Source organism: Streptomyces sp. NPDC002577 (genome assembly GCF_053594815.1).
In genome coordinates, this window is record NZ_JBSFWK010000060.1 from 15612 (window position 1) to 37950 (window position 22339).

18 protein-coding genes are annotated in these 22339 nt (G+C 71.1%); 4 read left to right on the forward strand and 14 right to left on the reverse strand.

From position 1 onward, the window contains the following. Window positions 1–63 precede the first annotated feature (63 nt). The 4 genes from recX to ACWD4J_RS39895 all read right to left on the reverse strand — a co-directional run bounded on the left by recX (window position 64) and on the right by ACWD4J_RS39895 (window position 3991). The gene (gene recX / locus ACWD4J_RS39880; RefSeq protein WP_451400454.1) at window positions 64–885 is read right to left on the reverse strand and encodes a recombination regulator RecX; all 822 of its coding nucleotides are present in this window, start codon (window positions 883–885) and stop codon (window positions 64–66) included. Between the two features lie 4 nt (window positions 886–889). Then, on the reverse strand, window positions 890–2014 hold the full coding sequence (gene recA / locus ACWD4J_RS39885) for a recombinase RecA (protein ID WP_451400455.1): 1125 nt from the start codon (window positions 2012–2014) through the stop codon (window positions 890–892). 358 nt (window positions 2015–2372) lie between these two features. Next, on the reverse strand, window positions 2373–3695 hold the full coding sequence (locus tag ACWD4J_RS39890) for an AI-2E family transporter (RefSeq protein ID WP_451400456.1): 1323 nt from the start codon (window positions 3693–3695) through the stop codon (window positions 2373–2375). 101 nt (window positions 3696–3796) lie between these two features. Continuing rightward, complete coding sequence (locus tag ACWD4J_RS39895) at window positions 3797–3991, reverse strand: DUF3046 domain-containing protein (protein WP_451400457.1); 195 nt, start codon at window positions 3989–3991, stop codon at window positions 3797–3799. Between the two features lie 79 nt (window positions 3992–4070). Here ACWD4J_RS39895 and ACWD4J_RS39900 point away from each other — a divergent pair, with 79 nt between their 5' ends. Further along, window positions 4071–5033, forward strand: coding sequence for a hypothetical protein (locus tag ACWD4J_RS39900; RefSeq protein WP_451400458.1), 963 nt, complete (start codon window positions 4071–4073; stop codon window positions 5031–5033). Between the two features lie 159 nt (window positions 5034–5192). Here ACWD4J_RS39900 and ACWD4J_RS39905 read toward each other — a convergent pair whose 3' ends face one another. The 3 genes from ACWD4J_RS39905 to ACWD4J_RS39915 are packed head-to-tail and all read right to left on the reverse strand — an operon-like array spanning window position 5193 to window position 7185. Then, a complete protein-coding gene (locus ACWD4J_RS39905) occupies window positions 5193–5501 on the reverse strand; it encodes an AzlD domain-containing protein (protein WP_451400459.1) in 309 nt (102 codons plus the stop codon). Beyond that, on the reverse strand, window positions 5498–6289 hold the full coding sequence (locus ACWD4J_RS39910; RefSeq protein ID WP_451400460.1) for an AzlC family ABC transporter permease: 792 nt from the start codon (window positions 6287–6289) through the stop codon (window positions 5498–5500). Before ACWD4J_RS39910 ends, ACWD4J_RS39905 begins: the two co-directional genes overlap by 4 nt. Further along, the gene (locus ACWD4J_RS39915; RefSeq protein ID WP_451400461.1) at window positions 6286–7185 is read right to left on the reverse strand and encodes an AraC family transcriptional regulator; all 900 of its coding nucleotides are present in this window, start codon (window positions 7183–7185) and stop codon (window positions 6286–6288) included. Before ACWD4J_RS39915 ends, ACWD4J_RS39910 begins: the two co-directional genes overlap by 4 nt. A gap of 145 nt (window positions 7186–7330) precedes the next feature. Between ACWD4J_RS39915 and ACWD4J_RS39920 the strand changes: the two genes are divergently transcribed. The 3 genes from ACWD4J_RS39920 to ACWD4J_RS39930 all read left to right on the forward strand — a co-directional run bounded on the left by ACWD4J_RS39920 (window position 7331) and on the right by ACWD4J_RS39930 (window position 13931). Further along, a complete protein-coding gene (locus ACWD4J_RS39920) occupies window positions 7331–12082 on the forward strand; it encodes an ATP-dependent helicase (RefSeq protein WP_451400462.1) in 4752 nt (1583 codons plus the stop codon). 180 nt (window positions 12083–12262) lie between these two features. After that, window positions 12263–13060, forward strand: coding sequence for a DNA-formamidopyrimidine glycosylase family protein (locus ACWD4J_RS39925; protein WP_451400463.1), 798 nt, complete (start codon window positions 12263–12265; stop codon window positions 13058–13060). A gap of 106 nt (window positions 13061–13166) precedes the next feature. Further along, window positions 13167–13931, forward strand: a complete 765-nt coding sequence (locus tag ACWD4J_RS39930) for an SDR family NAD(P)-dependent oxidoreductase (RefSeq protein ID WP_451400474.1) — start codon at window positions 13167–13169, stop codon at window positions 13929–13931. Window positions 13932–14388: 457 nt separating this feature from the next. On the opposite strand, the gene ACWD4J_RS39935 is transcribed toward ACWD4J_RS39930, so the two are convergent. From ACWD4J_RS39935 to ACWD4J_RS39965, 7 genes are all read right to left on the reverse strand, one after another. Beyond that, window positions 14389–14877, reverse strand: a complete 489-nt coding sequence (locus ACWD4J_RS39935; RefSeq protein ID WP_451400475.1) for a Dps family protein — start codon at window positions 14875–14877, stop codon at window positions 14389–14391. Window positions 14878–15072: 195 nt separating this feature from the next. Next, complete coding sequence (locus ACWD4J_RS39940) at window positions 15073–15447, reverse strand: helix-turn-helix domain-containing protein (protein WP_451400464.1); 375 nt, start codon at window positions 15445–15447, stop codon at window positions 15073–15075. A 109-nt stretch (window positions 15448–15556) separates the two neighbouring features. Beyond that, window positions 15557–16081 (reverse strand): CinA family protein, encoded by a 525-nt coding sequence (locus ACWD4J_RS39945; RefSeq protein WP_451400465.1) that lies wholly within the window; start codon window positions 16079–16081, stop codon window positions 15557–15559. Beyond that, window positions 16078–16920, reverse strand: coding sequence for a CDP-diacylglycerol--glycerol-3-phosphate 3-phosphatidyltransferase (gene pgsA, locus ACWD4J_RS39950; RefSeq protein WP_451400466.1), 843 nt, complete (start codon window positions 16918–16920; stop codon window positions 16078–16080). The genes ACWD4J_RS39945 and pgsA overlap by 4 nt, the downstream gene beginning before the upstream one ends. Continuing rightward, the gene (rimO, locus tag ACWD4J_RS39955) at window positions 16917–18401 is read right to left on the reverse strand and encodes a 30S ribosomal protein S12 methylthiotransferase RimO (protein WP_451400467.1); all 1485 of its coding nucleotides are present in this window, start codon (window positions 18399–18401) and stop codon (window positions 16917–16919) included. The genes pgsA and rimO overlap by 4 nt, the downstream gene beginning before the upstream one ends. Window positions 18402–18490: 89 nt before the next feature. Continuing rightward, a complete protein-coding gene (locus ACWD4J_RS39960) occupies window positions 18491–19333 on the reverse strand; it encodes a helix-turn-helix domain-containing protein (RefSeq protein ID WP_451400468.1) in 843 nt (280 codons plus the stop codon). 212 nt (window positions 19334–19545) lie between these two features. Beyond that, window positions 19546–22329: a DNA translocase FtsK gene (locus ACWD4J_RS39965; RefSeq protein WP_451400469.1), complete on the reverse strand. Its 2784-nt coding sequence runs from the start codon at window positions 22327–22329 to the stop codon at window positions 19546–19548. Window positions 22330–22339 lie beyond the last annotated feature (10 nt).

Sequence of the window (22339 nt, forward strand, 5' to 3'; positions counted from 1 at the left end):
CAGTGCTGGGCACCCCACCGGCTGGTATACGCCGGGTCGACCGCGGGCCTAGGCCGACAGGGCCTAGAACCCCTCGTCCTCGAGGAACTCCGTGTCCTCGCCCTCCTCCTCCAGCGCCTGGCGGACCACTCGCAGGGCCATCCCCTCGGGATACCCCTTGCGGGCGAGCATGCCCGCAAGGCGGCGCAGCCGTTTGTCGCGGTCGAGACCGCGCGTGCTGCGCAGCTTGCGGGCGACGAGCTCGCGTGCCGTCGCCTCCTCCTGCTCGGAGTCGAGCTGGGCGACGGCCTCCTCGATCAGCGTCGAGTCCACGCCCTTGGTCCGCAGCTCCTGCGCGAGTGCCCGCCGAGCCAGTCCCCGGCCGTGGTGCCGGGACTCCACCCAGGCGTCCGCGAACGCGCTGTCGTTGATCAGCCCGACCTCCTCGAACCGCGACAGCACCTCCTCCGCCACGTCGTCCGGGATCTGTCGCTTGCGCAGGGCGTCCGCCAGCTGCTGCCGCGTGCGCGGAGTCCCGGTGAGCAGGCGCAGGCAGATCGCCCGCGCCTGCTCAGCCGGGTCCCCAGGCAGCCCCCCGTTCCCGGCCCTCGACGAGGCTGGGGAGCCGCTGTCCTGGTGGCCACTGCCTTGGTGACCGCTGCCCTGGTGACCGGATCCGCCGCGTCTTCGACGGCGGCCGCCCGCGGGGCGGCCATCACCGCGGCTGCCGTCACCGAAGCCGCCGCTCAGGCCGCCGCCAGGAGCGACGCCCCCGCGGCTCTGGCCCTGGCCCTGGCCCTGGCCCTGGCCCTGGCCCTGGCCCTGGCCCGCCGGATCGTCCTGCCCTGCCGAATCGGTGTACTCCGGTGAGTCGGAGTACTCCGGCCAGTCGGTCCTCCGGGTCACGGGGTCAGCTCTTGGCTGTCGCGGCCTTGGACTTTGCGGCCTTGACCGCCGGGGCCGGCACCGAGTTCGAAGCCTCGTCCGTGGCTGCCGCGACCGCGGCGTCGGCGCCCGGCTCGGCCGTCGGCTCCTCCGGCTTCACGCCGACACCCAGCTTCGCCTTGATCTTCTTCTCGATCTCGTTGGCCAGGTCGGGGTTGTCCTTCAGGAAGTTGCGCGCGTTCTCCTTGCCCTGGCCGAGCTGGTCGCCCTCGTACGTGTACCAGGCGCCGGCCTTGCGGACGAAACCGTGCTCCACGCCCATGTCGATCAGGCCGCCCTCGCGGCTGATGCCCTGGCCGTAGAGGATGTCGAACTCGGCCTGCTTGAAGGGCGGCGCCACCTTGTTCTTGACGACCTTGACGCGGGTGCGGTTGCCGACCGCGTCCGTGCCGTCCTTCAGCGTTTCGATGCGGCGGATGTCGAGTCGCACCGAGGCGTAGAACTTCAGCGCCCTGCCACCCGTCGTGGTCTCCGGGGAGCCGAACATCACGCCGATCTTCTCGCGCAGCTGGTTGATGAAGATCGCGGTGGTCTTCGACTGGTTGAGCGCGCTGGTGATCTTCCGCAGGGCCTGGCTCATCAGACGGGCCTGCAGACCCACGTGCGAGTCGCCCATCTCGCCCTCGATCTCCGCGCGCGGCACCAGGGCGGCGACGGAGTCGATGACAATCAGGTCGAGCGCGCCGGAGCGGACGAGCATGTCCACGATTTCCAGAGCCTGCTCGCCGTTGTCCGGCTGGGACAGGATCAGGTTGTCGATGTCGACGCCGAGCTTCTTCGCGTACTCGGGGTCGAGGGCGTGCTCGGCGTCCACGAAGGCCACCTGGCCGCCGGCCTTCTGCGCGTTCGCCACCGCGTGCAGCGTCAGCGTCGTCTTACCGGAGGACTCCGGGCCGTACACCTCCACCACTCGGCCGCGCGGCAGGCCGCCGACGCCGAGGGCCACGTCGAGTGCGGTCGACCCGGTCGGGATGACCTCGATGGGCTCCCTCGACCGGTCGCCCATGCGCATCACGGCGCCCTTGCCGAATTGCCGTTCAATCTGTGCGAGCGCGGCGTCGAGCGCCTTCTCGCGGTCGGTTCCTGCCATGGGTTCCACCCGGTTTGCTTGAGTCGATCGCTTCACGCCAAAGACGCTAACGCCTGCCACTGACAATGCGCTCCGACGCCTGCCCGGCCTGTGGATAACTCAGGGGAATCCGCGGAAATCCGCCGGGATTTCGCCCCAGCGAGCACCGCCGGGCACTCCATAAGAATGGATGTTCGATTTTCGTGTCAAGCGCAACACATCGCTCACGGCGGCTCGAGCAGCGTGCGAAGTTCCGGGCCACCGCCGTCGTGGCGGGAGCCGGGCCGTGCGGGCTTGGAGCGCCGCTTGCAGCGCGTCCGGCGCCACCGCTCGCGGTGCTGGGCCCGCCCTTGCCCCTCACACGGCGCCCCGCGCGCCGTTACTGCTTCGGCTCCGGCTCGGGACCGCTCGCCGACGCCGTATCCCGCTCCGGCTCCGCCAGGTCCGCCGCGGACGCCCCTTCAGCGAGTCCACTCGATCGCAGCGGCTCTCCCGGTCGCTGCAGAAACCGCCGCACGCGCATGGGGACCAGGTCCGAACCGCGGCGCTGGTGGCCGTGCACGCGCGGGTCGTCCGTGACGGCGTACCGCTTCACATACGCCCCCAGGAAGGCCTGCAGTGTGGCCGCCGCCGGGATGGCGATCAGCGCGCCGACCGCACCGAGCAGCGCCGTGCCGGCGATGACCGAGCCGAAGGCGACGGCAGGATGAATGTCCACGCTCTTCGCGGTCAGCTTGGGCTGCAGCAGGTAGTTCTCGAACTGCTGGTAGACCACCACGAACACCAGCACCCACAGCGCGTACCAGGGATCGACGGTGAAGGCGATCAGCATCGGCAGGGCACCCGCGAGATACGTGCCGATGGTCGGGATGAACTGCGACACCAGCCCCACCCAGACGGCGAGCGCGGGCGCGTAAGGCACTTCCAGTGCCGCGAGCAGGATGTAGTGCGCGATGCAGGAGATCAGCGCCATCAGCCCGCGTGAGTACAGGTAGCCCCCGGTCTTGTCGACGGCGATCTCCCAGGCGCGCAGCACCTCCGCCTGCTTGGCGGGCGGCAGTACGGAGCACAGCGCGCGCCGCAGCCGTGGCCCGTCGGCGGCGAAGTAGAACGAGAACAGCAGGACCGTCAGCAGCTGGAAGAGGCCGCCCAGCACCTGCGCGGACACGTCCAGTACGCCGCTCGCGCCGTTCTGCACGTACTTCTGGAGCCAGTCGGAATGGACCAGGTTGTTCTGTATCTCGACGCGGTTCAGCTGGGTGTGGAAGCTCGAATTGATCCAGTTGATCACCGAGTCGAGATACTTCGGGAACTCCTCGACCATGCTCACTATCTGGCCGGCGAGCATCGAGCCGAGCAGTGTGACGAAGCCGGCACTCGCGATCAGCACAGCGAGGAACACCAGTCCTGTCGCCATCCCCCGGCGCATGCCGCGCGAGGCCATCCAGCTCACCGCGGGCTCCACGGCGAGTGCCAGGAAGAACGCGATCAGGACGTTGATCAACAGCCCCGTCAGCTGGTGGAACGCCCACGTACCCAGCTGGAAACAGGCGACCAGGGTCAGGGCGAGCACCATGGCGCGCGGCAGCCAGCGGGGCATGCTGGCGCTGCGGCCGGCCCCTGGCCCCGCCCCCTCGTGCGGGGGCGTGCCGAGCACAGCCGTGTCCTGATCCACCTGTGCGGTCTCGTCTGTCGATGCCACTGAGCCAGTGTCGCCCACGCCACCGACAGTCGGCTCCGGGCCCGTCTTCTTCTGGATTGTCAGCGCCCCTCCCCGGGGTCTCGTCAACGCTTCGCGGCCGGTCAGCGCCTGTCGGCCGGCACGTCCATCGCGCTGCAGACCGCGCGCCACACGTCCTTGGCCGCCCAGCCGGCGTCCAGAGCCTCGTGCACCGTGCGCCCGCCGAGCTCCGACATCACATGGTCTCGCGCGAAGGAATCGACGTACGCCGGACCGAAGTGCTCCACCATTCGCTGCCAGAAGACCGTCAACCGCATGCTTCCAGTATCCCGCTCCTGAGAGTGCAGCCGTGTCCGGGAGGCTTGCTGGTACCGCTTTCCGTCCTACGGTCGGAACATGGCCGAATCCGGAGCATCCCCACTCCCCCCGTCCACGTCACCGCTCTTTCCCCGCTCCCCGCACTCCGCACTCACCCGCGCCGAGCAGTTCGTCTGGCTCACCGCGCGCGTGCTCGAGCAGCAGCGGTTCGCGTACCACTTCCTGAACGGCAGCGCCGACCGGGTCGAGACCGCCCTGACCGCGTACCTGAATGAGGACGACGGGTACGGCCACGCGCTCGAACCCGATCTGCGCGGCCCCGTCAGCCAGCCCCTGCACACCGGTCACGCGCTGCGTGTGCTGGACTCGATCTGGCGTTGCGGCGGGCAGCGCGTGGAGCGCGTGTGCCGCTATCTGTCGTCGGTCTCAACACCGGAAGGTGCACTTCCGGCCATCCACCCGAGCCAGCGCGGCTATCCGTCGGCGCCCTTCGTGCCCGTCGTGGACGACCCTCCCAGCAGCCTTCTCGCCACCGGCCCCGTGGTCGGCCTGCTGCACCGCAACGAGGTGTGGCACGCGTGGCTGTTCCGGGCCACCGACTTCTGCTGGCAGGCGGTGGAGTCCCTGGAGAAGTCCCATCCGTACGAGGTCGAGGCAGCCATCGTCTTTCTCGACAGTGCACCGGACCGCCCGCGCGCGGAGGCGGCCGCCGACCGGCTCGGCCGGCTGGTACGCGAGCAGGGCCTCGCCGTGCTGGACCCCGGCCGGCTCGACGCACACCCCGTCGCTCCCGGCTACGCGCCGGGCGAACACCATTTCCCGTACGACTTCGCGAGGACTCCGGAGTCTCTGGCGCGCGCGTGGTTCACCGATGAGGAGATGGAGGGCTCGCTGGACTTCCTGGAGCGTGAGCAGCAGGAGGACGGCGGCTGGCCCGTCCGCTGGCGGCAGTGGGCACCGGGAACGGCCCTCGAGTCACGCCCGGTCGTGACGATCGAGGCGCTGCTCACCTTGCGGGCCTATGGGCGCGCCGTCGTCTGACACCGGGCTCCCGCCCCTGGGGGTGTTCTGCTGGGCATGCGCGCACATGTGACGGGCCACGCGTGCATGCCGAGTGCATCCCCCATTCTGCGGTGCCGAGCGCATTGCTCACGCGCGCCTGCCGTCACCGTCCGCACGCGCGCGTACCGGCAGAAGACGTCAGCCGGTCACCGCCCGCACCGCCGCCGTGACCACCACGGCCGCGCCCACGACCACCAGGAACGGCGCGCGCACCAGGAGTGCCAGGGCCGCTGCGGCGAGCCCGGCGGCCTTGGCGTCCAGCACCAGGGCGCGTCCGTCGGCGAACGTCTGCTGGGCGGTGAGCGCGGCGAGGAGCGCGACCGGCAGCAGGGCGGCGAGCCGCTTGACGACGGGACGCTCCAGGGCGCCCACCGGCACCAGAAGGCCGATGAGCTTGACGGCGTAGCAGCCCACCGCGGTGGCGACGATGGCGATCCAGATGTTCAACGGTCTTCCTTCTCTGACTCTGCGCTGTCCCTCTGTCCGTCGCGCTGTTCGTCGCGCCTGGCACCGCCCCGAGTACGGCCTGACCTGTAGCCCTCCATGCAGAGGACGAGCGGCGCCGCCAGCGCCGCCACGAGGACCGGGACGCCGGCGGGCAGAACCGGCAGCAGACCGAGCCCGAGGATCACTGCGATGCCCGCGACGGCACGCTCCGTCGTCGTCCTGAGCATGGGTGCCAGCAGCGCGAGGAAGACCGCGGGCCCGGCGGCGTCGAGACCCCAGGCATCGGTGTCGCCGATGGCATCGGCGCCCATGGCTCCGAGCAGCGTGGTGAGGTTCCACAGCACGTAGAGGGTGAGTCCGGTCACGGCGAACCCGATGCGTACCCCGCGTCGCGTGGGCTGTGCCAGCGAGACAGCCGTGGTCTCGTCGATCACCCACTGGGCTGCGAACGGGCGCACCGCACGCGGGAGCGCGAGCAGCTGTGACAGACGCAGCCCGTAGAAGGCGTTGCGTACGCCCAGGAAGAAGGCCCCTGCGGCGGCGGTGAGCGGGTTGCCCCCGGCCGCGAGCGCGCCGACCAGCGCGAACTGCGACGCTCCGGTGAACACGAGCAGGCTGAGCGCGCAGGTCTGCAGCAGGCTGAGGCCGCTGCCGGCCGAGGTCACTCCGAAGGCGAAGCCGGAGAGCCCGACGGCGATACCGACGCCGAGCGCGTCCCGGACGACGGCCCGGTCGGACTTGACCGGGCCCTCCGGCGCGGACTCACCTCCGCCGGCTGCGCCCGTCATGTCTGCGGGTGGGGATGCTGTCCGTTCTGCCACGCCTCGGACGGTACGAGGAGTGCCCTGCCCGGGTCTTGTACGTTCTTGCGCTCCCGCTGGTAGGCCCCGGGAGGCACCCCGACGATGCGGGTGAAGTGCCGGTTGAGGTGCGGCTGATCGGTGAAACCGACGGCGACGGCCACGTCGGCGGGCGGCTCTCCCGCGTCCAGAAGCCGCCGGGCGGCCCGCACGCGCGCGTCGGTGAGCCAGGTGTGCGGCGGCATGCCGTAGGCGTCCCGGAAGGCGCGCAGGAGAGCGAAGGGGCTGGTGCCGAGGCTGTCGGCGAGCTGTTCCAGCGACGGGGGATCGGCCAGCCGCTCCTCGAGCTCGGTACGCGCGCGTGCGGCGAGGCGGCCCCCGGCACTGCGCACGGTCCGCTGCCGCAGCGGGCCGCCGTTGAGCCGGAGCAGCCTCGTCACCGCCATCCTCAGCAGGGTGTCGGCGGCCAGCGCGTTGCCTTCCTCGGCCGCGCGCAGCACCTGGTGGACCAGACGTACCGCGTACGGATCGTCGAGTACCGGCTCCACGAAGCCGGGGGTGCCGCGGATCTCGGTCGTCTCCGCGGCGATGGCGGCCACGAGGTCGGGGGACGGATAGACCGCGCCGTACCGCCAGCCTTCCGGGACACCGGCGCGCCCGGTGTGCGGGGTGTCCGGATTGACGAGGGCGAGCGTCCCCGGGCCCGCGTACTGCTCGGCGCCGCCGTGGTGGAAAACCTCGACGCCGTCGGAGATGGCGGCGATCACGAAGTTCTCGTGCGTGTGCCGTACGAAGGTCTTGCGGATGTAGCGGGCGCGCAGCAGGTCGACGCCGGGCAGCTCCTCGTACCGCCAGTGCCGTGCCCGCTCCCCTGATCCCGCCATGGGCTCCATTCTGCGCCACACGCCGTGGGCCCGGCGCGGCCGCCGAGGGCTCCGCGCCCCTGCCTTCGGCGTGTTCACGCAGGACCGTGCCGCGCTGTTTGCGCAGGTCCGAGCCGTTGTCAGTGGCGAGGTGCAGGATTGGGGCATGGTCAGGTCTGCGCACCCCGCCCTTGACGGCTTCTCGCCCGCAACCCGCGGCTGGTTCACGGGGGCCTTCTCCGCGCCCACGGCCGCCCAGGCCGGGGCGTGGGGTGCCATCGCGCAGGGTTCGGACGTGCTGGTGGTGGCCCCGACCGGGTCCGGCAAGACGCTGGCCGCGTTCCTCGCCGCCCTGGACCAGCTGGCGTCCACCCCGCCACCGGCCGATCCGAAGAAGCGCTGCCGGGTGCTGTATATCTCCCCGCTCAAGGCGCTCGCGGTCGATGTGGAGCGGAATCTGCGCAGCCCGCTGACCGGTATCCGCCAGGAGGCGGTGCGTCTGGGGCTGCCCGAGCCCGAGGTGAAGGTCGGCATCCGCTCCGGCGACACCCCGCCCGCGGAACGCAGGGCGCTGGCCACGCGCCCGCCGGACATTCTGATCACGACCCCGGAGTCGCTGTTCCTGATGCTCACGTCGGCGACGCGCGATGCGCTGACGAGCGTCGAGACGGTGATCCTGGACGAGGTGCATGCGGTCGCCGGCACCAAACGCGGTGCGCATCTGGCGCTGTCCCTGGAGCGGCTCGACGAGCTGCTGCCGCGGCCGGCGCGGCGTATCGGCCTGTCGGCGACGGTGCGTCCAGTGGACGAGGTTGCCCGTTTTCTCTCGCCGCGGCGCAAGGTGGAGATCGTCCAGCCGGCGTCGGGCAAGGAGTTCGACCTTTCGGTGGTCGTCCCCGTCGAGGATCTGGGCGAGTTGGGCGGCTCCCCTGTCGCCGACTCCGGCCAGGCGGCCGAGCGGCCGTCGATCTGGCCGCATGTAGAGGAGCGCATCGCCGATCTCGTGCAGACCCATCGCTCGACGATCGTGTTCGCCAACTCGCGCCGCCTCGCGGAGCGGTTGTGCAACAGGCTCAACGAGATCGCGTACGAGCGGGCGACGGGCGAGCCCTTGGAGGAGGCGCACGGGCCCGCCGAGCTGATGGGCGGATCGGGCGCCGCCCTGGGCGCCCCGCCGGTCATCGCCCGTGCGCACCACGGCTCGGTCTCCAAGGAGCAGCGCGCGCTCGTCGAGGAGGACCTGAAAGCGGGCCGCCTGCCTGCCGTCGTCGCCACATCCAGTCTGGAGCTGGGCATCGACATGGGCGCGGTGGACCTCGTCGTCCAGGTGGAGTCGCCGCCGTCGGTCGCGTCCGGTCTTCAGCGGGTGGGCCGCGCGGGGCACCAGGTGGGCGCTGTCTCCACGGGCGTGGTCTTCCCGAAATACCGGGGCGACCTCGTGCAGGCGGCCGTGGTCACCGAGCGCATGCGCACCGGCGCCATCGAGTCCCTCCGCGTCCCGGCCAACCCCCTGGACGTGCTGGCGCAACAGCTCGTCGCCATGACGGCGATGGACACCTGGCAGGTCGACGACCTGCTCGCCATGGTCCGCCGGGCAGCGCCCTTCGCGTCGCTGCCGGAGTCGGCCTTCACAGCGGTGCTCGACATGCTGGCCGGCCGCTATCCGTCGGACGCCTTCGCGGAGCTGCGCCCCCGGGTCGTGTGGGACCGGGTCGCGGGCACGATCACCGGCCGCCCCGGCGCACAGCGGCTGGCCGTCACGTCCGGCGGCACGATCCCGGACCGCGGGCTCTTCGGCGTGTTCCTCGCCGGGGCGGACCCGAAGAAGGGCGGCGGCCGGGTCGGCGAGCTCGACGAGGAGATGGTGTACGAGTCCCGGGTGGGCGACGTCTTCACGCTGGGCACCACGTCCTGGCGCATCGAGGACATCACCCGTGACCGTGTGCTCGTGTCCCCCGCACCCGGCGTCCCGGGCAGGCTGCCGTTCTGGAAGGGCGACCAGCTGGGGCGTCCTCTCGAACTGGGCCACGCGGTGGGTGCGTTCCTGCGCGAGATCGGGTCGCTGCCCAAGGACGACGCCCGCCTCAGGCTGGTCGCCGCAGGCCTGGACGCCTGGGCGGCGGACAACGTCCTGGCGTATCTGGACGAGCAGCGCCAGGCCTGCGGCCATGTCCCGGACGACCGCACGATCGTCGTCGAGCGGTTCCGCGACGAGCTGGGCGACTGGCGGGTCGTCGTCCACTCCCCCTTCGGCGCCCAGGTCCATGCCCCGTGGGCGCTGGCTCTGGGCGCGCGGCTCGGCGAGCGGTACGGCATGGACACGCAGGTCATGCATGCCGACGACGGCATCGTGCTGCGACTGCCGGACGCCGATCTGATGGGCCTCGATCTTCTCGACCAGGAGCCCATCAGCGTCGGCACGGAGTACGACTCGGAGCAGGCGCCCGTGGGCGCGGCGGATGTCGCCTTCGACAAGGGCGAGGTCGACCAGATCGTCACCGACCAGGTGGGCGGCTCGGCCCTGTTCGCCTCGCGGTTCCGGGAGTGCGCGGCCCGCGCCCTGTTGCTGCCGCGCCGCAACCCGGGCAAGCGCACCCCGCTGTGGCAGCAACGCCAGCGGGCGGCACAACTGCTTCAGGTCGCAAGCGAGTTCGGCTCGTTCCCGATCGTCCTCGAAGCGGTGCGCGAGTGCCTTCAGGACGTCTTCGACGTCCCCGGCCTCACCGAGCTGATGGGCGACATCGAGTCCCGGAAGGTCCGTCTCGTCGAGGTCACGACGCCCGAGCCGTCCCCGTTCGCCCGCTCGCTGCTGTTCGGATACGTCGCCCAGTTCCTGTACGAGGGCGACTCCCCGCTGGCCGAGCGGCGGGCCGCCGCGCTGTCGCTGGACTCCCGTCTCCTCGCGGAGCTGCTGGGCCAGGCCGAGCTGCGGGAGCTGCTGGACGCCGACGTCCTGACGGAGCTGGAGCGGGAGCTGCAGTGGCTCACGGAGGACCGCCGCGCCAAGGACGTCGAGAGCGTCGCCGACCTGCTGCGTCTTCTCGGCCCGCTCACGGACGCCGAGCTGGCCGAGCGTGGGGCCGAGCCGAGTTGGGCGCAGGAGCTGGCGGGCGCCCGCCGCGCGATTCGCGTCCGTGTCGCCGGGGCGGAGCACTGGGCTGCGATCGAGGATGCGGGGCGGCTGCGCGACGCGCTGGGCACTGCACTCCCCGTGGGTGTCCCCGAGGCGTTCACCGAGCCGGTGAAGGATCCGCTCGGTGATCTGCTCGCCCGGTTCGCGCGCACGCACGGCCCGTTCACCTCGGCGGCCGCAGCGACCCGTTTCGGGCTCGGGACCGCCGTCACCGAGGGCGCCCTGCAGCGCCTGGCCGCGAGCGGCCGTCTCGTACAAGGGGAGTTCCACCCCGCGGGCATCGGCCAGGAGTGGTGCGACGCGGCGGTGCTGCGTCGGCTGCGCCGCCGTTCCCTCGCGGCGCTGCGCCATGAACTGGAGCCGGTGCCGCCCGCCGCGCTCGCCCAGTTCCTGCCGCAGTGGCAGCATTTGAGCGGGCACGGACTGCGCGGTGTGGACGGACTCGTGCGGGCCGTCGAGCAGCTGCAGGGTGCGTCGGTGCCCGCGTCCGCTCTCGAGAAGCTGGTCCTGCCCTCCCGGGTCTCGGACTACACGCCGTCGCTGCTCGACGAGTTGACGGCCGCCGGCGAAGTGGTGTGGGCCGGCGCCGGAGCCCTTCCGGGCAAGGACGGCTGGATCTCCCTCTATCTGGCTGATTCCGCTCCCCTGCTGCTCCCGCCACCCCACCCCCTGGAGCTGACCGCCCTGCACGAGTCCGTCCTGAGCACCCTCTCCGGAGGTTACGGACTCTTCTTCCGTCAGGTCGCCGACCAGATCCGGGCCACCACCCACCCGGACGCCACGGATCCCCAACTGGCCGACGCGATATGGGACCTGGCCTGGTCGGGCCGGCTGACCAACGACACGCTCGCCCCGATGCGCTCGCTTCTCGGCTCGGGTCGCACCGTCGGCTCCACGGCGCACCGCGCCAAGCGCTCCATTCCCCGCGGCCGCTACGGCACGCTGACGGCGGCCGCCCGCCCCGCCTCCCGCTCGGGCCCGCCCACGGTGGCCGGGCGATGGTCGCTGCTCCCGGCGCGCGAGCCGGACCCGACACTGCGCGCTCACGCCGTCGCGCGCGTCCTGCTCGACCGGCACGGAGTGGTGACCCGGGGCGCGGTGGCCGCGGAGGGCGTGGAGGGCGGCTTCTCGGCGACGTACCGGATTCTGTCGGTCTTCGAGGAGAGCGGTCAGGCACGCCGCGGGTATGTCGTCGAGGGGCTCGGTGCCGCACAGTTCGCGATGGACGGCGCGGTGGACCGGTTGCGTGCCGCAGCAACCGCGCAGGAGCGCGGCGAGACCATACCTGCCCCGGATGCGGAGGTGTTCCCGGGCGACCCGGGTGCCTTCCCGGACGGGTACCGCGGCGGGCCCGCAGGCCCGGGATGGGCCCCCAACCGCGCGCGGCCGAATGGTCCTCGGACCGTGGTGCTGGCGGCAGCGGATCCGGCGAACGCCTATGGCGCGGCCCTGTCCTGGCCCGAGCCGCCGGCGGGTGCCGGGCACAAGCCCGGACGCAAGGCCGGCTCCCTGGTCGTCCTGGTCGACGGCGAGCTCGCCCTGTACATGGAGCGGGGCGGCAAGACCCTGCTGGCCTGGCCCACCACCCCGGACGACCACGCCGCCGACGACCCCCGCCTGCGCGCGGCCGCCGATTCCCTGGCGGCCGCGGCCCTGACCGGTTCACTCGGCACGATCACAGTGGAGCGGATCAACGGCGGCTCGGCCCTGACCTCCCCGTTCTCCGTCCTCCTGGAAGGAGCCGGCTTCCACGCGACGCCGCGCGGACTGCGCATACGGGCCTGACGGCGGGCGACCACGGTCGGGGCCGTGCCCGCGGTCAGTCCGGTACTGTCCAGGGCCGCCGCACAAGCCGGCCGTCCGCCCGCCCGCGCTCCCCGGCCGCCGCACCCCGCGGTACCAGCCGCACCTCCCCCTGCTGCTGCCGCACCAGCCCGCGCCACGCGCCCATGCCACCCTTGACCCATGCCCGAAGGAGACACCGTCTGGCAGACCGCCCATCAACTGCACGCCGCACTGGCGGACCATGTGCTGACCCGGTCCGACCTGCGCGTGCCCAGATACGCCACGGCCGACCTCACGGGCCGTACGGTTCTGGGCGTCACCCCCCGCGGGAAGCACCTGCTCACCCGTCTCGAGGGCGGGCTGACCCTGCACTCGCACCTCGGCATGGAGGGCTCGTGGCGGGTCTACGCCCCTGGTGAGCGCTGGCGGGGCGGTCCGGGGCACCAGATCCGGGTGATCCTGGGCACCTCCGTCAGCACGGCCGTCGGCTACCGGCTCCCCGTACTGGAGCTGCTCCGCACCACCGACGAGCACAAGGCCGTCGGCCATCTCGGCCCCGACCTGCTCGGCCCCGACTGGGATCCCGACCTCGCGCTGCGCAACCTGCTCCGCGACCCGGCCCGCGCCCTCGGTGAGGCACTGCTCGACCAGCGCAATCTCGCGGGCATCGGCAACGTGTACAAGAGCGAGCTCTGCTTCCTCCTCCGTGTCACGCCCTGGCTTCCCGTCGGCGAACTCACCGACGACACCGCCGCAAAGCTGCCGGTGCTCGCCCAGAAGCTCCTCGAGGCCAACCGCGACCGCCTGGTCCGCTCCACCACGGGCCGCCGGGACCAGCGACTTTACGTCTACGGCCGTGCGCCGCGTCCCTGCCTGCGCTGCCGAACCTCCATCCGCTCCGCCGACCAGGGCGACGGAAGCCGGGAACGCCCCACCTACTGGTGCCCGGCCTGCCAACGCGGGCCCACACCGCCGTAGGACCCGTGCGGCCAAGGCCCGCAGCCCGCATGCCTCACGACGCAGCGACGCTCACGACTAATTGACGACCCGTCAGAAAACCTCGTACCGTCGCTTCATGTCCGTCATCTCCGTCAACGCGTACGACCTCACCGGACGCACCGCCTTCGTCACCGGCGCCGCAAGCGGCATAGGGCGCGCCAGCGCCGTGCTCCTCGCGGAGGCCCGGGCCGCCGTCCACTGCGCGGACCGCGACATCTCGGGCCTCGACGAGACAGCCGCCCTGATCAAGGACAGGGGCGGCACCGCCCACACGCACCTGCTCGACGTGACCGACCGACCGCAGCTCGCCCAGGCCGTCGCGGCCGTCGGCCGACTCGACGTCATGGCCGCCATAGCCGGGATCATGCATCGCAGCCCCGTACTGGAGACTCGCGACGAAGACCTGGACCGCGTCCTGAGCGTCAACTTCAAGGGCGTGCTGTACGCGTGCCAGGAGGCGGCCCGGTCCATGATCGCGACCGGCACGCGCGGGAGCATCGTCACCATGGCGTCGGGAGCCGTCGACACCGGCGGCCCCGGTCTGCTCTGCTACGGCGCAGCGAAGGCGGCGGTCGTCCAGCTCACCAAGACCCTCGCCACGGAGGTGGGCACGCACGGCATCCGCGTCAACGCCGTGGCTCCCGGGTGGATCCGCACGCCCATGACCGACCGCGACGACGCCGAGGCGCAGGCCCGTACCGAGGGGCTCATGGCCCGCATGTCCCCGCTGGGCCGCGTCGGCGAACCACAGGACATCGCCCACGCCGTCCTCTACCTGGCGTCCGACGCCTCCTCCTTCACCACCGGTCAGATCCTCCGCCCGAACGGCGGCGTCGCCATGCCCTGGTAGCCCGCGCGGGTAGCCCGCATCCAGCCCCTGCCTGCCAGGCACCCGTTCTCTGACAGTGACAGCGTCCCCATCTCCCGGTGATCGCCGACGGCAAGGCCTAGGCAGCACGAGAGCCGGAGTCACCCGGCCCGGCAGGCCCGGCCCCCCGCGCCCGCCGGAGCTTCAGGCTCGCAAACACATGCGCCACTCCCGCGACCCGCGTGGCCCGAGATTTCGGCACACAGTGCACCGGCAGCACGCTGAGCCCCCAGCCACCCACAGACACGGCGGCTTCGAGCGCCCCGGCGTCCGGCGCGAGAGCGAGCCGGAGTACGGCCCACCACCAGAGCGCGCCCAGCCCCAGGGCCGGCGCCCAGCGCACGATCCGCCCTGCCATGGCCGCCACCTCCAGCCGACGCCGACCAGCGCCTCGAATGCCGCAGACCGCCCGGTGCCCGAAGCCGCGGCTCGTGCCCCGTCAGCCGCCCGGCCGCTCTCCGCCGTTCTCCGCCTGGAACATCCAGTGGTGCTTCTCGAGATCCGCCGTGATGCCGATGAAGATGTCCTGGCTCACGGGATCCGCATCTCCGGTGGCCGCAATCCGTTCCCGCATGCGCACAATCACGGCGCCCAGCGCCTTCACGAGCGTGCCCACCGCCTCCGTGTCCTTGATCCAGCCGTCAGGCACCGAGCCGATCCCACTGTTGCCCGCCACCGTCGCCGCACGCCCGTCGGGTGGCACGCCCAGCGTCGAGGCCCGTTCCGCCACGGTGTCGGAGTGCAGGCGGGCCGTGTCCACGACCTCGTCGAGCTGCAGATGTACGGAGCGGAAACGCGGGCCGACCACGTTCCAGTGGACCTGCTTGGCGACGAGGGAAAGATCCACCAGGTCGACGAGCGCGCCCTGCAACGCCTCGGACACGGTCTTCAGATCCGCCTCGGACAAGGGGCTTTTCACGACGTACATCCGGAAAACCTCCGTATCTCGCACATCCAGAGCATCCTGCTTCACCCGGCTGTCATAACCATGGCATAAGCCGACAAATCGGGTCACATCAGAATGAGTCAGAACGAGCCCCGGACATAGCGAAAGCCCCGGCCGAGAGGCGTCCGGGACGACTCCCGAACAGCCCCGGCCGGGGCCCTCACACAAGCGTGAGTGTCACGCGGCGACGACGTCCACTGCCTCCGCCGGCGCCTTGATCGTCACCCGTTCCGGTGGCACACCGGTCACCGAGACGGAGTTGAGCATCGGGCGTACCGGTGTGCGCACCGGCTCGCTGACTGCTGCCGATTCGGCCAGCTCGGCGAGTGCGAGCTCGTCGCTCACCTCGCGCATGAGCTCGGACATCCGTACGTCAAGCGCGTCGCAAATGGCGGAGAGCAGCTCGGAGGAAGCCTCCTTCTGCCCCCGCTCCACCTCGGAGAGATAGCCGAGCGAGACTCGGGCGGACGAGGAGACTTCGCGCAGAGTACGGCCCTGGCGTTGGCGCTGCCGACGCAGCACGTCACCCAGCAGGCGACGGAGCAGAATCATCGGTGGCTCCCTCCTCGGACCGTGTAGCCGCATCCTTCACGCCCCACCGTACCGCCTTGCGCCGCGGCCGTGCGGGGAGCGATGTCGTGTTCACTCAGGGCTGCAAACATCAAGTCCCCCCGTTCTCTTCCGTATCCTGTGCCCGCGCATTCCCGGATTGTTCGCCGGCGAGCTGCTCGAGCAACATCACCAGCACGCTCCGTACACTCTCCATACGGATTTCCGCGCGGTCGCCGTTCAATCGCAGTGCGGCCACTTTGCCGCCGCCGACCGGTCCGCGAACCGCCACATAAACCGTACCGACATCTTTTCCGTCCTGCGGCTCGGGACCGGCAACGCCGGTCGTCGCGATGCCCCAATCCGCGCCGAGCGCCTCGCGCACCCCGGCCGCCATCTGCAGGGCGACCTCGGGATCCACAGCCCCGCACTCGGCCAACCGGGGGCCGTCGACGCCCAGCAGCTTCTGCTTCAGATCCGTGGCGTACGCGGTCACGGACCCCCTCAGCGCCTTGGAGGCCCCCGGAATTCCCGTGACCTCCGCGGCCACCAGGCCGCCGGTGAGCGACTCGGCGATGGCGAGCGTCTCGCCTCTCACCGTCAGTAGCCGCACCACCTCGGCAGCCACGGACGTCACCGCTCGGACTCCTCGGCCGCCGGCCGGTCGCCCGACCGTCCGGCTGCGGCGCGCTCGCCCACCGCGCCGTCGGCGGAACGGTCGCCCGGGGGAAGGTCATCCGGGGAACGGTCACCCGCGGAGGCCTCAGCCGGCCCCCGCTCTGCCGCCTGCCCCTCCTGCCCCTCCGGCTGCTCGCCCTCTGCCGCCTTTCCGCGTCGGCGCAGCACCACGGCCTGTTTCACATAGTCCAGCCCGGTCACCACGGTGAGCGCGACGGCCACGGCCATCACCCAGAAGCGCAGCGTGGCGAGCGGCCCGGTCAGCGCCAGGATGTACATCCCGACGGCGACGCCCTGCGTCAGCGTCTTGAGCTTGCCGCCGCGGCTCGCCGGAATCACTCCGTACCGGATGACCCAGAAGCGCAGCAGCGTGATCCCCAGCTCGCGCCCGAGGATCACGCCGGTGACCCACCAGGGCAGATCTCCGAGGGCCGAGAGGCAGATCAGGGCCGCGCCCATGATCGCCTTGTCGGCGATGGGATCGGCGATCTTCCCGAAGTCGGTCACCAGGTTGTACGTCCTCGCCAGATGACCGTCGAACAGGTCGGTGATCATGGCGATGGCGAAGCTCGCCCAGGCGAGCGACCGCCACGCGGGGTCGTATCCGCCCCCGGCGAGCATGAGCATCACGAAGGCCGGCACCAGCAGCAGCCGGACCATGGTGAGAATGTTGGCGATGTTCCAGATGCTGGCCTCGTTGACGGCCGCGGCGCCCAGCTTTCCACCGCGCACCGGGTTCGTCCCCTGAGCGCCCGGTGCGCCGGAGCCGCCTGCCGCGGACGCCGGCACTCCGGTCATCTGCCCGCCTCCTCGGTACACGCACGCGAGCCCTGCAGCGGCTCCGCGACCAGGTCGACGCCCTCTGTGCCGACCACCTTCGCCTCGACCATAAGTCCGACGCGAAGGCCTTCGCCGCCCGTGAAGACCACCTGACCGTCGGTCTCGGGCGCCTGGTGGGCCGCCCGGCCGACCACGCCGTCCTCGCCGTCGACGGACTCGACGAGCACCTCGAGGGTCTCCCCCATGCGCTCCTCGGCCCGCTGCGAGGTCAGCTCCTCCGCGAGCCGCGAGATGTGCGCGAGCCGCTCGGCGACGACGTCCTCGTCGAGCTTGTTCTCGTACGTCGCTGCTTCCGTGCCCTCCTCGTCGGAGTACCCGAAGACACCGATCGCATCCAGTCGCGCGCCCGTGAGGAATCGCTCCAGCTCCGCCAGATCGGCCTCGGTCTCGCCGGGGAAGCCCACGATGAAGTTGGACCGCACACCGGCCGCCGGGGCCTTGGAGCGGATCTGGTCGAGCAGGTCCAGGAACCGGTCGGTGTCGCCGAAGCGGCGCATGGCGCGCAGCACGCCGGGCGCGGAGTGCTGGAAGGAGAGATCGAAGTAGGGCGCGACCTTCTCCGTGGACGTGAGGACGTCGATCAGCCCCGGCCGCATCTCGGCGGGCTGCAGATAGCTGACGCGGACACGCTCGATGCCGTCCACGGCGGCGAGCTCGGGCAGCAGGGTCTCCAGGAGCCGGATGTCGCCGAGGTCCTTGCCGTACGAGGTGTTGTTCTCGGAGACCAGCATGATCTCCTTGACGCCCTGCTCGGCGAGCCAGCGCGTCTCACCCAGCACGTCGGAGGGCCGCCGCGAGATGAACGAGCCGCGGAAGGACGGGATGGCGCAGAACGAGCAGCGCCGGTCGCAGCCGGAGGCGAGCTTCACCGAGGCGACGGGGCCCGCACCGCCGAGCCGCCGCCGCAGGGGCGCTCGCGGACCGGAGGCCGGGGCCACACCCTCGGGAAGATCGGAGAGATCCGCCGAACCGTGCCCGGGAAGAGCGACGTCCGAGCCGGCCCCCTGCCGCTCCGCCGGGCTGATCGGCAGCAGCTTGCGCCGGTCGCGAGGCGTGTGCGAGGCGTGGATACCGCCACTCAGGATGGTCTGGAGGCGGTCGGAGATGTCCGTGTAGTCGTCGAAGCCGAGCACGCCGTCCGCCTCGGGCAGCGCTTCGGCGAGCTCCTTGCCGTACCGCTCGGCCATGCAGCCGACCGCCACCACCGCCTGGGTGCGGCCGTGACCCTTGAGATCATTCGCCTCGAGGAGGGCGTCCACGGAGTCCTTCTTGGCGGCCTCCACGAAACCACAGGTGTTGACGACGGCGACGTCCGCGTCCTGAGCGTCCTCGACGAGCTCCCAGCCGTCCGCCTCCAAGCGGCCTGCGAGCTCCTCCGAGTCCACCTCGTTACGGGCGCAGCCAAGCGTGACTAGGGCGACGGTGCGGCGTTCGGGCATGGACCCCAGACTACTTCGTCCCGCTGACAGCCTCGGCCGGGAGGGTTACCTCAAGATCACCCGAGGGTCACCCTCCGGCCGCACGGGGCTCATCCCGCCTCGGGGTCGCCCTTCGTGTACGTCAGCCGCTCGACCTGACCGGCCTCGAACTTGTCTTCGATGGGCTTGCCGTTCACGGCCAGCTGGATCGCGCCCGCGTTGCCCAGTACGAGGTCGATCTGCTGCTTGTCCTCGAAGGTCTTCGACTGCCCCTGCTCCAGAAGGCCGTCGAACAGCAGCCGCCCGTTGTGGTCCTTCGCGGAGATCCAGCTGCGGCCGCCCGATGCGCTCACCAGGACCGTGACCTTGTCCGCGGGCGCCGCCGCGATCGCACTGTCCGACGGGTCGGGCTTGGTCTCCTCGGTCTTCGTGGGGCTGGGCTTGGACGTCGGCTTGCTGCTGCCCGATGTCGCCCCCTCGGCGACATGCGTCGACCCGCCGTCGCTGTCCCCACCGCTGAACAGCGTGAATCCCACGAAGCCGATCACGGCGACGATCGCCGCGACCATGGCCGCCGTCCAGTTGGGGCGGCGCGGTTCGGGCCGGATGCGCTCGGCTTCGAACAACGGTGCGGCCGGGGTCGGCGAGGGCTGCCCGCCGCGCTCGGCCGCGAACTGCTCGAGGAGCGGCGCAGGATCGATGCCGACGGCACGCGCCAGGGTCTTGATGTGGCCGCGCGCGTACACATCGCCGCCGCAGCGGCTGAAGTCGTCCTGTTCGATCGCCTGCACGATCGGGATGCGCACCCGTGTGACGGTACTGACCTCTTCGACGGTCAGTCCGGCGTCGATACGAGCCTGCTGGAGGACCCGGCCGATGGAGGGACGCTCGTCTGCGAACAGGAGGTCGTCTTCCGACGGGTGGTCGTCTTGGGGGGAGTTGCCGATGGACACGGGGGCGCCTTTCGAGCGTGTAGCCACCTGCTGGAGGTTCAGTCTAGGGGGGGTACGAAAGGGTGGGGCAACCGGGCGGTCGCACTTTGTACGCCAACAGCATGGACCGACATGCCGATGGTGGGACATGGTGCCTTCCCTTCCTCAACTTGACGTATGCGGAAGGGAAACGGTTGCTTTCCGTCGCCCGGAGATTGACCTTTCCAGTCGCCCTACGGTTGAGCTTCCCCACGGATCACCGCGAGCACTCCGTCCAGCTCATCCGGCTTCACCAGAACGTCACGCGCCTTGGACCCCTCGCTGGGCCCGACGATGTTCCGTGACTCCATCAGATCCATCAGCCGGCCCGCCTTTGCAAAGCCGACGCGCAGCTTGCGCTGGAGCATGGAGGTGGACCCGAACTGCGTCGACACCACGAGTTCGGCGGCCTGGCACAGCAGGTCCAGGTCGTCGCCGATGTCCTCGTCGATCTCCTTCTTCTGCTTGCTGCCGACGGTGACGTCGTCCCGGAAGACCGGCGCCATCTGATCCTTGCAGTGCTGGACGACGGCCGCGACCTCGTCCTCGGTCACGAAGGCGCCCTGCATACGGGTCGGCTTGTTCGCGCCCATCGGCAGGAACAGCCCGTCGCCCTTGCCGATGAGCTTCTCGGCGCCCGGCTGGTCGAGGATGACGCGGCTGTCGGCGAGCGAGGAGGTGGCGAAGGCCAGCCGCGATGGCACGTTCGCCTTGATCAGGCCGGTGACGACATCGACCGACGGCCGCTGCGTCGCGAGCACCAGATGGATTCCGGCCGCGCGGGCGAGCTGAGTGATACGCACGATCGCGTCCTCGACGTCGCGCGGCGCGACCATCATGAGGTCGGCCAGCTCGTCGACGATCACCAGCAGATACGGGTAAGGCTGCAGGTCGCGCTCGCTGCCTTCGGGGAGCTTCACCTTGCCGTTGCGGATCGCCTGGTTGAAATCGTCGATGTGCCGGAACCCGAAGGCGGCGAGGTCGTCGTAGCGCAGGTCCATCTCGCGTACGACCCACTGCAGCGCCTCGGCGGCCCGCTTGGGATTGGTGATGATCGGCGTGATCAGGTGCGGGATGCCCTCGTACGCGGTGAGTTCGACGCGCTTGGGGTCGACCAGCACCATCCGGACGTCCTCGGGGGTCGCCCGCATCATGACCGAGGTGATGAGGCAGTTGATGCAGGACGACTTTCCGGAGCCGGTCGCACCGGCGACGAGGATGTGCGGCATCTTCGCAAGGTTCGCCATGACATAGCCGCCCTCGACGTCCTTGCCGAGTGCGACCAGCATCGGGTGGTCGTCCTCGGCGGCGTCCGCGAGGCGCAGCACGTCGCCCAGGTTGACCATCTCGCGGTCGGTGTTGGGGATCTCGATGCCGACGGCCGACTTGCCCGGGATCGGCGAGATGATCCGCACGTCGGGGCTGGCCACGGCGTACGCGATGTTCTTCGTCAGGGCCGTGATGCGCTCGACCTTCACGGCGGGACCGAGCTCGACCTCGTAGCGGGTGACCGTCGGACCGCGGGTGAACCCGGTGACGGCTGCGTCGACCTTGAACTCGGAGAACACAGTGGTGAGCGATGCGACGACCGCGTCGTTGGCCGCGCTGCGCGCCTTGCCGGGCCCGCCGCGCTCCAGCAGGTCCAGCGAGGGCAGGGAGTACGTGATGTCGCCCGAGAGCTGGAGCTGTTCGGCGCGAGGCGGCAGATCGCGGGGCGCGTCGGGTGCGGCCTTGGTCAGGTCGGGCACAGCGGACGGGCGCTCGACTCCCGTCGCGGCGCCGTTCTGCGCGGCCTCCTTCGCCGGGATCCTGGCGGCATCCCGCTCGGCATCCTTTGTACGCGCGTTCGGTACCGGCACCGAATGCTCGCGCTCTGCCCGGTCCGCCGCGACGCCCTGCGTGAGGTCGGCGACCAGCGGCGAGGGCGGCAGACCGTGCAGGACGGCACCGTCGAGCGCGGCCGCCGCGGCAGCGGCCACATCGACGGCGTCCATGGGCCGGTCCAGCGCGGGCTGCACGGGAGCCCTGCGCGGCCTGCGCCGCCTGGACGACAGGGCCTCCTGTTCCGCCTGGTCCGGGTCGTAGTCGTCCGGGACGGACGGCCCGCGCTGCCGGGAGCGGGCGGGCAGCGCCTGGCGCCACTGATCGTCGTACCGCTCGTCGTCCTGGGTCGCGTACCCGTCGCCCTCGGCAGCCGGGTGGACGACGCCGAGCTTCGTACCGAGCAGACGCAGCCGCTGCGGGATGGCGTTGACGGGCGTGGCCGTGACGACGAGCAGTCCGAAAAGCGTCAGAAGGATCAGCAGCGGGAGGGCCAGAACCTCTCCCATCGTGTAGATCAGCGGGGCGGACGCGGCCCAGCCGATGAGTCCGCCGGCGTCCCTTATGGCGGCGCTTCCGTCGCCGCGCCCCGGCGCGCCGCAGGCCATGTGGACCTGCCCGAGCACACCGATGACGAGTGCGGACAGGCCGATCACGATGCGCCCGTTCGCCTCGGGCTTCTCCGGGTGCCGGATGAGGCGCACGGCGATGCCGGCGAGCAGTATCGGCACCAGCAGGTCGAGGCGGCCGAAGGCCCCGGTCACCAGGAGCTCGACGAGGTCGCCGACCGGACCGCGCAGGTTCGACCAGGTGCCCGCGGCGACGATCAGCGCGATGCCGAGCAGGAGGAGCGCGAGGCCGTCCTTGCGGTGCGCCGGGTCGAGCCCCTTCGCGCCCCGCCCTACGCCCCGGAACATCGCGCCCACGGCGTGCGCGACGCCCAGCCACACGGCGCGCGCGAGTCGGTACACGCCCCCGGTCGGATTGGGAGCCGGCTTCGGCGCAGGCCTCGCTGCCGCCTTCTTGGCAGGCGATCTCTTCGCTGCGGCCTTCTTGGCGGGGGTTTTCTTGGCAGGGGCCTTCTTCGCCGCAGCCTTCGTCGGAGCTGCCGCCTTCTTCGCGGGCGACTTCTTGGCTGCGGGCTGACGTGAGGCCATGGGTGTGAGG